This is a genomic window from Actinokineospora bangkokensis, assembly GCF_001940455.1.
Taxonomy (GTDB): Bacteria; Actinomycetota; Actinomycetes; order Mycobacteriales; family Pseudonocardiaceae; genus Actinokineospora; species Actinokineospora bangkokensis.
On the sequence record NZ_MKQR01000017.1, the window covers coordinates 205,167 to 214,780 of the forward strand.

Here is a 9,614-nt window from a genome sequence, read left to right on the forward strand (position 1 = left end):
GGTCACCCGCCGAGCCGGGCGCGCATGGCCTGCGCCCGGGGGTCCTCCAACCGCTCGAACCCGGTCAGCGCCTGCTCGAAGCAGTCCCTGGCCAGCTCGTCCTGCCCGGCGGCCAGCAGCGCGTCGCCCAGGGCCGCGTTGGCCAGGGCCTCCTCGCGCGGGCTGCCGGAGTCGCGGGCGTAGCGGCGGGAGTCCAGCAGCGCCTGCACGGCCCGGTCGGGCTTGTCCATGCGCAGGTGCAGCGCCCCCATGCCGAGCAGGCTGGTGCTCGCCCCGATGAGGTCCCCGACCGAGAGCCGGGTGGCCAGCGCCTCCTCGTGGCAGGCCAGCGCCCGGGTGAGTTCACCCAGGCGGGTGTAGGCCTCCCCGAGGTTGGCCAGCGGGATGGCGCGCGCGGGCGAGCGCTCGGGGTCGCGGGCCAGGGTCTCCGACAGCAGCCTGGCCGCCTCCTCGGTGCGGCCCAGCCCCAGCAGCGACGCCGCCCGGACGTTGCCCAGCATCAGCTCGAAGCGGGGGTCGCCCTCCCCGAGCCGGTCGATGGCCGCGCACTGCTCCAGGCACTCGGCGAACCGCTCGGTCTGCAGGTAGGCGCCCGCGAGGTTGTAGCGGGCGCGGCGCTGCACGTCGTCGTCGCCCAGGCGCACCGCGCCGCTGATGGCGATGCCCAGCGCCTCGATCCACTCCCGCCAGTGGCCGCGGATGTAGTAGTAGCCGACCATCGTGTTGGCCAGCTCGCAGGCGTGCCGGGGCAGGTCGATGCGGTCCGCGAGGCGGATGAGCTCCAGGGAGTTGGCCAGTTCGGCGTCGCCCCAGTCGCGGGCGGCGGTGTAGTCGGCGAACTCCAGCGGCCGCACCGGTCCCGCGGGCGGGGGCGGGGTGCGGGTGCCGCGGAACGGGGAGAGCCGCACGTCGGCGGCGATGGCCGTGGCCAGGTACCAGTCCAGCAGCCGCACGGCCAGCTCGCGCGCGCCCGCGGGGCCCACCTCGGCGGCCAGCCGCTCGACGGCGTAGAGGCGCAGCAGGTCGTGCACGCGGTAGCGGCCGGGGCCGTGCCGCTCCAGCAGGTGGTCGTCGGCCAGGGCGCGCAGCCCGCGCTCGACCTGGGCCACCGGCCGCCCGGACACCGCCGCCAGCGGGGGCGCGGTGAGGTCGGGGCCGGGGAAGGCGCCCGCCACCCGGAACAGCTCGGCCAGCTCGGGGGTGAGCACCGCGTAGGACCACGACATGACCACCCGCACCGCCTCGGCGGCGTCCGAGGTGGACAGCAGGTCCAGCCGCTCCTCCCGGGGGGTCAGCTCGGCCAGCAGGTCGGCCAGGGTCTCCCCGGCGCGCAGCGCGGCCTGCTCGGCGAAGATCCGCAGGGCCAGCGGCAGCAGCCCGCACACCCGGGTCAGCGCGGCCGCGGCGGCGGGTTCGGCGGCCACCCGGTCGGCGCCGACGACCCCGGCCAGCAGCTCCAGCGCGCCAGCCTCGTCGAGCGCGCCCAGCGCCAGCGGCACGGCGCCGTCGCGCACGACCAGCTCGGCGAGGGTGTTGCGGGAGGTGACCACGACGAACGGCTCCGGCGAGCCGGGCAGCATCGGGCGCACCTGCTCGGCGCTGGCGGCGTTGTCCAGCAGCACGAGCAGCCGCTTGCCCGCCACCCTGGTGCGGTAGGCGGCCTCCAGCTCGCGCAGGGTGCTGGGCAGCTCCTCGCCGTCGCCCAGGCTGCGCAGCAGCGCGCCCAGCGCCTCGGCGGCGGGCAGCGGCTCGGCCTCCGGGGCGAAGCCGCGCAGGTCGACGTAGAGGGTGCCGTCGGGGAAGTCGGCGGCCACCTGATGTCCGAAGTGGACGGCGAGGGCGGTCTTGCCGACGCCGCCGGTGCCGTGCAGCACCACCGTGCGCGGGGCGCGGCCGGTGGCGCGCAGCCGCGCGCGCAGCCGCTCGGTCTCGGCCTCGCGGCCGACGAAGGAGTGCACGTCGTGCGGCAGCTGCGCGGGCACGGCGGGCCGGGGCGGGGCCACCACCGGCGCGGGCACCTCGGCGTCGAGCGGGACGCCGCGGCGCAGCCGGTCGACGACCGCGGCCAGCTCGGGGTCGGCGGCGGTGGGCGCGGACGCGGCCTCGGCCAGCGCCTCCGCGCGCCTGCCGTCGGCGTCGAGCGCCCGCAGCAGCAGCGTGGTGAGCGGCGGGCGGCCCGGCGCCACCCGCGACACCGCGCGCACCCGGTCCACCACGGCCGCGGCCGGGCCCCGCTCCAGGGCGGGCAGCGCCCACGCCTCGGCGGCCGAGACGCACCAGTCGAGCAGCAGGGTGCGCTGGTCGGCGGCGAAGGGGCCGGGCACGTGCGCGAGCGGTTCCCCGCGCCAGAGCCCCAGCGCGGCGTCGTAGGCGGCCAACCCGGCCTCGACGTCGCCTGCGGCCAGCAGGTCGCGGCCGCGGGCGCGCAGCCGCTCGAAGCGGCGCACGTCCACCGACTCGTCGGGCAGCAGCAGCTCGTAGCCGGTGCCCACGGTGAGCAGGTGGCGGGGGGCGGTGGGCTCGGGTTCGAGCAGCCTGCGCAGCGCGGCGACGTAGGTCTGCACGTTGCGGGTGGCGCTGCTGGGCGGGTCGTCGCCCCACAGCGACCACAGCAGCTCCTCGCGGTCGACCGGGCCGCGGCGCAGCGCGAGCGCGGCCAGCAGCGCCCGGCGCATCGGCGGGCCTGCGGACCCGGGGCCGGTGCCCGCGTCGACGCGCACGTCGCCCAGCAGCGACACCGCGGGCGCGCCGCCGAGCGCGGTCACCGCGACGGACCCGGGCGCGCCGGGGCCGACCGGGCCCGCGGCGGGCTCCGGTCGCGTGGTCGATCCGGTCGGGGCGGCCACCGGTCCCGGGCTCAGAACGCCCCGGAGCGGGCGGCGAACGCGACCGCGTGCGCGCGGTGGTTGAGCTTGTTGCGGCTCATCAGCCCGGACAGCACGTTCTTCACCGTGCGCTCGGAGAAGGCCAGCCGGGTGGCGATCTCGGCGGTGTCGCAGCCCTCGGCCACCAGCGCCAGCACGTCGGCCTCGCGCTCGGTGAGCCCGGACATGGTCAGCCCGTGCGGGGCCAGCACCTCCCGGCGCATCCGCTCCAGCTGCGCCAGCATCAGGCCCTGCAGGTGGGCGGGGAAGGACGCGGTGCCGTCGCCCGCGGCCAGCACCGAGCGCACCAGCCGGACGCCGGAGACCTCGCGCAGCGGCAGCACGGCGACCACGCCCGCGGCGATGGCGCGCAGCAGGTCGCCCGGGGCCAGCTCGTCGGTGACGAGCACGCAGTGCGGGCGGGCGCCGTCGGGCACCGCCTCCAGCTCGGCCAGGTGCTCGGGCAGGACGCGGTTCTCCACCAGCACGACCACGTCGGCCTGCCCGGCCTGCGGCTGCGGCAGCACGCGCAGGTCGCGGCGGCTGCCCAGGTAGGCCAGCGCCCCGGCCCGCAGCAGCGGGTCGCTGGAGCGGACGACGATCCGGTGCACCCTCACGAGTCCTCCTCACGGTTCCCGCGCGCCGCGACCAGGGGACCCCGCGGTGGCGGGGCTCCTCCACCCTGGACTACGCGCACGGGCGCCTCCTGGTTCAACGGTCCTCAGATCAACCCGGCCCGCACCGCGTAGGCCACCGCGTGCGCGCGGTTGCGCAGGCCCAGCCGGTCGGTGAGGGCGTAGATGATGTTCTTGACGGTGCGGTCGGAGTAGCACAGCCGGGCGGCGATGTCGCCGATGTCCCAGCCGTCGGCCATCATCCGCAGCACCGTGACCTCGCGCTCGCTGAGCACCTCGGACGGGTCCTGGGCGCCCGCGCGCACCTCGGCGGCCACCCGCACCTGCCTGGCCAGCTCCGCGCGGCCGTCGGCGTCGGGCACCCCGTCGAGCGCGACGGCGCCCGCGACCCGGGCGCCGAGGGTGCCCACGGCGGCGGAGGTGCGCGGCAGCACCGAGACCACGCGGTGCTCGACGAGCACGGCGATGTCCGGGAAGGAGTCCGCGACGAGCACGGCGGGCACCGGGGGCAGCCCCTCGCGCAACCGGGCCAGCACCTCGCCGGTGGCGGTCCCGGTGGCCAGCACCGCGACCTCGGCGACGGTCCGGTCCTCCTCGGACCCCAGCACCCGCAGGTCCCTGCGGTCCTTGAGGTACCCGGCCAACCCGGCCCGGGTCAGCGGATCGCTCGCGCTGAGCGCCACCCGCTTCGGCACCACGCGTTCACCTCCCGGTCACCGCGGACCCACTCCTGGTGTGGACCACCCTCCCCCGCACGGCTCCACACTCTGTCCAGGTTCACCACGGCCCGTGTGGCGGGTCAGGACACCCGCGCCTCGACGAGCCCGGCCCCGGCCGCGTCGGCGGCCTCGCGGTGGTCCGACCGGCGCAACGCCTCCGCCGCTCGGCGCAGTCCCCCTGCCGCCGCACCATCGGAACCGACGGCCCCGTGGGCACGGGCGAGCAGCACGCCCGCCGCGGCCGCGCCCGCCGCCTCGCCCGAACGCTCCCACTGCGACACCGACTCCGCGGCTGCCTCGACCGCGAGCTGACCGCGACCGGCGGCCAGCGCCGCGTCGGCCAGCTGCGCGAGCACCCACGCCCGCACCGGCCCCTCGGCGCGCAACCGCAGGGCGGAGCGGAACAGCAGCACCGCGTCGTTGTGCGCGCCGGTCTCCCGCGCGCACACCGCGGCGCCCACGCAGGCCAGCAGCCGCTCGGGGCTGTCCGGGCGGTCCAGCTCGGCGCGGAAGCGCCCGCAGGCCCCGGCGTGGTCGCCCGCGGCGAACCGGCGCAGCGCCTCGGCCAGGTCGCCGGAGTCCGAAGTGGAGGGCAGCACGGGGTCGGCGCCGAACGCCTCGGCGCAGCGGGCCAGGTGCCAGGACAGGCGGTGGCGCCCCAGGCCCGCGGCGAGGACGGACGCGCGCACCAGCACCGGACGCGACCGCCGCGACCACGCCAGCAGCTCGGCGTGGTCGGCGGTCGCGGCGGGGGCGGTGAACGCCCCCGCGCCCGACGGCTCGGCGCCCCCGGTGTGGCCGCCCGGTTCCAGCAGCGGCAGCCGCAGCGGGCGCAGCGGGTCCAGCGCGCGGTCGACGGCGTCGGCGGCGTGGGCGTACCAGCGCACCGCGCGCAGGGCCGCCGCTTCGACCTCGGCGGGGTCCAGCGCGGCGGCGCGCTCGGCGGCGTAGTGCCACACCAGGTCGGGCACGCGGTAGCGGCGGGTGCCCACGCGGTCGAGGAAACCCAGCCGCAGCAACGGGTCCAGCGCGGCCCCGGCGACCACGCCGGGGCGCAGCACCGGCACCAGGTCGGTGTCGAACTCCCGCCCGGGGTGGGCGACGAGCACGTCGAGCAGACCGGCGGCGTCGGGTGGCAGCGCCGCGGCGGACCGGTCGTAGGACGGCCGCAGCGAGCCGCCGCCGAACTCGAAGGAATCCAACGGGCGCCGGGCCGTGCGCAGTTCGGCCACCAGCTCGGCGGCGGTCTCGCCGACGGCCAGCCTGGCCGCCATCACCCGCAGCGCCAGCGGGACCCGCCCGCACAGCTCGGCCAGCGCGGCCAGGTCGGCCTCGTCGGCGCCGGTGCCGGGCAGGTCGGCGGTGAGCACGGCCAGCGCGGCCTCGGGGCGCAGCTCGCGCAGCGCGCTGGGGTGGCCGGGGACCGGCGCCGCCGAGCGCTCGCGGGTGGTCGCGATGGTCACCGACGAACCGCCCGCGGTGAGCGCGGACAGGTGCGCCGGGAGGGCGTCGTCGAGCACGACCAGCACCCGCCTGCCCGCGATCAGCTCGCGGTAGCGGCGGATCCGGTCACCGGTGTCGTCCGGCATGTCCTCTTCGGACACGCCGAGCACCCGCAGGTGGTAGTCCAGCGCCTCGTCCAGCGACACCGGGTCGGCGCCGCCCGCGCGCAGGTCGAGGAAGAGCTGCCCGTCGGGGAAGCGCGGGGCCATCCGGTGCGCGATCTCCACCGCCAGCGCGGTCTTGCCGATGCCGGGCAGCCCGGACAGCACCACGGGCACGCCCTGCTCGACGCGCGCGGACAGCTCCACGACCTCGCGCTCGCGGCCGGCGAACGCCCAGAACCGCTGCGGCAGCTGGGCGGGCACCACGCGGGGCGCGGGGCGGGTGGCCGGGCGCGGCTCGGCCTCGCCCCGGTCGAGGATGCGCTGGTAGAGCGCGGTGGCCTCCGGGCCGGGCCGGGTGCCCAGCTCCGCGCGCAGCCTGCGGCGCAGCCCGGTCAGCTCGTCGAGCGCGTCGGCCGGGCGCCCGCAGCGCAGCAGCGCCTCGGCCAGCAGCGTGACCACCCGCTCCCGCAGCGGGTGCTCGCGGACCAGGCGCACGCAGTCGGGCACGACCTCGGCGGCGCGACCGGTGCCCAGCAGGGCCTGGAAGCGCGCCTCGTCCACCGCGGGGCGCAGGTGCAGCAGGCGCTCCCGCTCGGCGTCGCAGAGCGGGCCGCCGGTGCCCGCGAACGGCTCACCCCGCCACAGCGCGAGGGCGTCGTCCAACTCGGCCAGGCCGCCGGTGAGGTCGCCACCGGCCACCCGCTCGCGGCCCCGCCGGGCCAGCTCCTCGAAGGCCAGCACGTCGACCTGCTCGGGCGCGAGCGCCAGCCGGTAGCCGTCGCGGTGTCCGACCAGGACCGACGGCTTGGCGCGGTCCGCGGGCTCCAGCAGCGCGCGCAGGTCGCAGACGTAGGTGTGCAGGTTGCCCGCCGCGCTGGCGGGCGCGCGGTCGCCCCAGACGGCCGCGACCAGTTCGGACACCCGGACCACCCGGTCCGCGCGCAGCGCGAGCGCGGCGAGCACGGCCCGCCTGCGCGGCCGCGCCACCGGGTGCTCGGTCCCGGCCAGCACGACCGCGGCGGGGCCGAGCAACCGGACCACCGGCGCGGAAGGGGACATGAGCCCGATAATCGCACGACCGGGTGGGTTGAACACCAGAAGACCAGGCCTATTTGAAAGCGGTGGCCACTCGGGCGCACCGGCGCGGTGAAACGGGCACGCCCCGCGGCCCTTGATCGACACGAGCTGCGCGTTCTGCCGCGGACCCGGGCAGGAACCGGGCAGCCCGGGTGCCCGGGTGCCGGAGGCGGGCCGGCGGGTATGCGACCGGAGCTTGGTAGGTTGGCCCACCACCAGAGCGGGGGTGACATGCCAGCCGGGACCGAGATCCGCGTGGACCTGCTCGGGCCGCTGCGGCTGCGCGTCGGCGCGGCCGAGGTCGCTGCCGGGCCCCCGCGCCAGCGCGCGCTGCTCGGCTTCCTCGCCGCCAGCGTGGGCCGCACCGTCTCCCGCGACGACCTGGTGGACGCGGTGTGGGGCGAGGCGCCGCCCGCCTCGGCCCCGCGCAACGCCCAGACCTACGTCTCCGGCCTGCGCCGCCTGCTGCGCGAGCACGCCGCGCCCGCGGTGCTCGTCACCGCGGGCACCGGGTACCGGTTGGAGCTGCCGGACTCCGCCGTGGACACCCGCCGGGCGCAGCTGCTGCTCGACGACGCCGCCGCGCTGGTGCGCGCGGGCCGCGGCGGCGAGTCGGTGGGCACGTGGCGCTCGGCGCTGCGGCTGTGGCAGGGCACGCCGTTCGCCGACGTGGCCGCCCCCTACGTCGCCGCCGAGCGCGGGCGGTTGACCGCGCTGCGGCTGACCGGCGTGGAGGGCCTGGCCTCGGCGCTGCTCGCGGCGGGGCGGGCCGAGGAGGCCGCCGCGGTGCTGGCCGAGGCCACCGCGGAGCACCCGCTGCACGAGCGGCTGATCGAGCTGACGATGCGCGCCTTCCAGCAGCTCGGCCGCACCGGCGACGCGCTCGCCCTCTACACCAGGACCAGCACCGCGCTGGCCGACCGGCTCGGCCTCGACCTCACCCCGGGTCTGCGCGCCCTGCACGCCGAGCTGCTGGCCGATCGGGGCCGCGCCACCCCCGCCGAGCGCCACCCGGGGCTGCCCAAGCGCGGCGGTTTCCGCGGCCGGGCCGCCGAGCTGGCCGGGCTGACCGCCCGCCTCGACGCGCACCGGGACGCGGGCCGCCCGCTGATCTTCGCCGTGGACGGGCCGCCGGGGGTGGGCAAGACGGCGTTCGCCGTGGAGCTCGCGCACCGGGTGCGCGACCGCTTCCCCGACGGCGCGCACTTCCTGAACCTGCGCGGCCACCGCCCCGACCGCGACCCGATGACCCCCGAGCAGGCGCTGCGCCAGCTGCTCGGCGCGCTCGGGGTGGACGCGGGCGACCGGGCCCAGGACGAGCAGGCCGCCGCCTACCGCAGCGCGCTCGCGGGCAAGCGGGCGCTGGTCGTGCTCGACGACGCCATCCGGGTCGAGCAGGTGCGCCCGCTGCTGCCCGGCACCGGGGGCTCGCTGGTGCTGGTGACGAGCCGGATCCGGCTGGCCGGGCTGGCCGCCCGCGACGGCGCCGTGCGGGTGCCGCTGTCGCCGCTGCCCGACGAGGACGCCCGCCACCTGCTCGCCGACGTGCTCGACGCCGACCCGGCCGTGCTGGCGGAACTGGCCGCGCTGTGCGGCAACCTGCCGCTGGCGCTGACCCTGACCGCCGCCCGCGCCCAGGCCGACCCGGCGGGCCTGGTCGCGGAGCTGCGCACCCACCGCGAGCGGCTGCTCGGCGACGAGGACGGCCTGCGCGCGGTGTTCTCCTGGTCGTTGGCCGGGTTGAGCGCGCGGGCCCGCGAGCTGTTCGCCCTGCTGGGCCTGCACCCGGGCGGGGCGGTGACCCCGCCGGTGGCGGGCGCGCTGCTCGACGTGCCGGTCCCGGTGGCCCGCAAGCTGCTCGACGAGCTGGCCACCGCGTCGCTGCTGGACTGGGGCCGCAAGCGCACCTACCGCGCGCACGACCTCGTCCGGCTCTACTCCACCGACCTGGCGACGGGGTTGCCGCCGGGGGCGCGCGCGGCGGCCGAGGACCGCCTGTTCCGCTTCGCCCTGCACACCGCCCGCGCCGCGCACCGGCGGGCCTTCCCGCTGCGCGGCCTGCCCGGCGAGCGCTTCCCCGCGGCCCTGGAGCACGCCCCGGTGCCGCCGCTGGCCTTCGCCGACGAGCGCGAGGCGCTGGCCTGGTACGAGGCGGAGCGGGAGAGCCTGGCCGACCTGGTCCGCCGCGCCGCCGCCCGCGGCCGCGACGACGTCGCCGCCTGGCTGCCGCTGGTGCTGGCCGACTTCCTGCGCGGCACCCGGGAGGCCCCGCAGATCTTCCGGCTCTCCGCCGCGGCCGCCCGCCGCGCCGCCGACCACCGCGCGCACGCCCTGGCCACCCTCTACCTGGGCGACTCGATGTTCCCCGACGGCGCCTCCCGCCGCGCCGCGGTGTCCCTGCAGGAGGCGTTCACCCTGGCCTCCACCGGCCCCGGCCACGACCGCGCCGAGACCGCCTACGTGCTGGGCCTGGCCGCGCCCCCCGGCTCACTGCGCTCGGTGCGCCTGCTGACCTCCGCCGCCAAGATCTACGCCGAGCGCGACGACCGGGAGGGCCGCGCGTCGGCCCTGCTCGCCCTGGGCTCCACGCAGGCCAAGCGCGGCAACGTCGCCGCGGCCATCGACTCCCTGCGCGCCGCCCTCACCCTCGTCGACGGCGACCGCGCCGAGATGACCCGCCGCCAGCTCGACACCATGAACTCCACCCAGCCC

At 78.3% G+C, this 9,614-nt stretch carries 5 protein-coding genes; 1 reads left to right on the plus strand and 4 read right to left on the minus strand.

Annotation, left to right across the window (positions count from 1 at the left end; translation table 11 throughout):
• Positions 1-2: 2 nt before the first annotated feature.
• The 4 genes from BJP25_RS17785 to BJP25_RS17800 form a co-directional block, all read right to left on the minus strand.
• Positions 3-2,846, minus strand: a complete 2,844-nt coding sequence (locus tag BJP25_RS17785) for an AfsR/SARP family transcriptional regulator (protein ID WP_075976071.1) — start codon at positions 2,844-2,846, stop codon at positions 3-5.
• Positions 2,847-2,857: 11 nt separating this feature from the next.
• The gene (locus BJP25_RS17790) at positions 2,858-3,481 is read right to left on the minus strand and encodes a helix-turn-helix transcriptional regulator (RefSeq protein WP_075976072.1); all 624 of its coding nucleotides are present in this window, start codon (positions 3,479-3,481) and stop codon (positions 2,858-2,860) included.
• 104 nt (positions 3,482-3,585) lie between these two features.
• Positions 3,586-4,197, minus strand: a complete 612-nt coding sequence (locus tag BJP25_RS17795) for a helix-turn-helix transcriptional regulator (protein ID WP_075976073.1) — start codon at positions 4,195-4,197, stop codon at positions 3,586-3,588.
• A gap of 101 nt (positions 4,198-4,298) precedes the next feature.
• The gene (locus tag BJP25_RS17800; RefSeq protein ID WP_075976074.1) at positions 4,299-6,884 is read right to left on the minus strand and encodes an AfsR/SARP family transcriptional regulator; all 2,586 of its coding nucleotides are present in this window, start codon (positions 6,882-6,884) and stop codon (positions 4,299-4,301) included.
• 249 nt (positions 6,885-7,133) lie between these two features.
• Here BJP25_RS17800 and BJP25_RS17805 point away from each other — a divergent pair.
• Positions 7,134-9,614: AfsR/SARP family transcriptional regulator (locus tag BJP25_RS17805; protein WP_075976075.1), on the plus strand; the 2,481-nt coding region annotated here is incomplete at its 3' end.

Excerpts from the sequence above, each read along its gene's own strand:
- BJP25_RS17800 (WP_075976074.1), bottom strand. The coding sequence starts at position 6,884 with ATGTCCCCTTCCGCGCCGGTGGTCCGGTTGCTCGGCCCCGCCGCGGTC.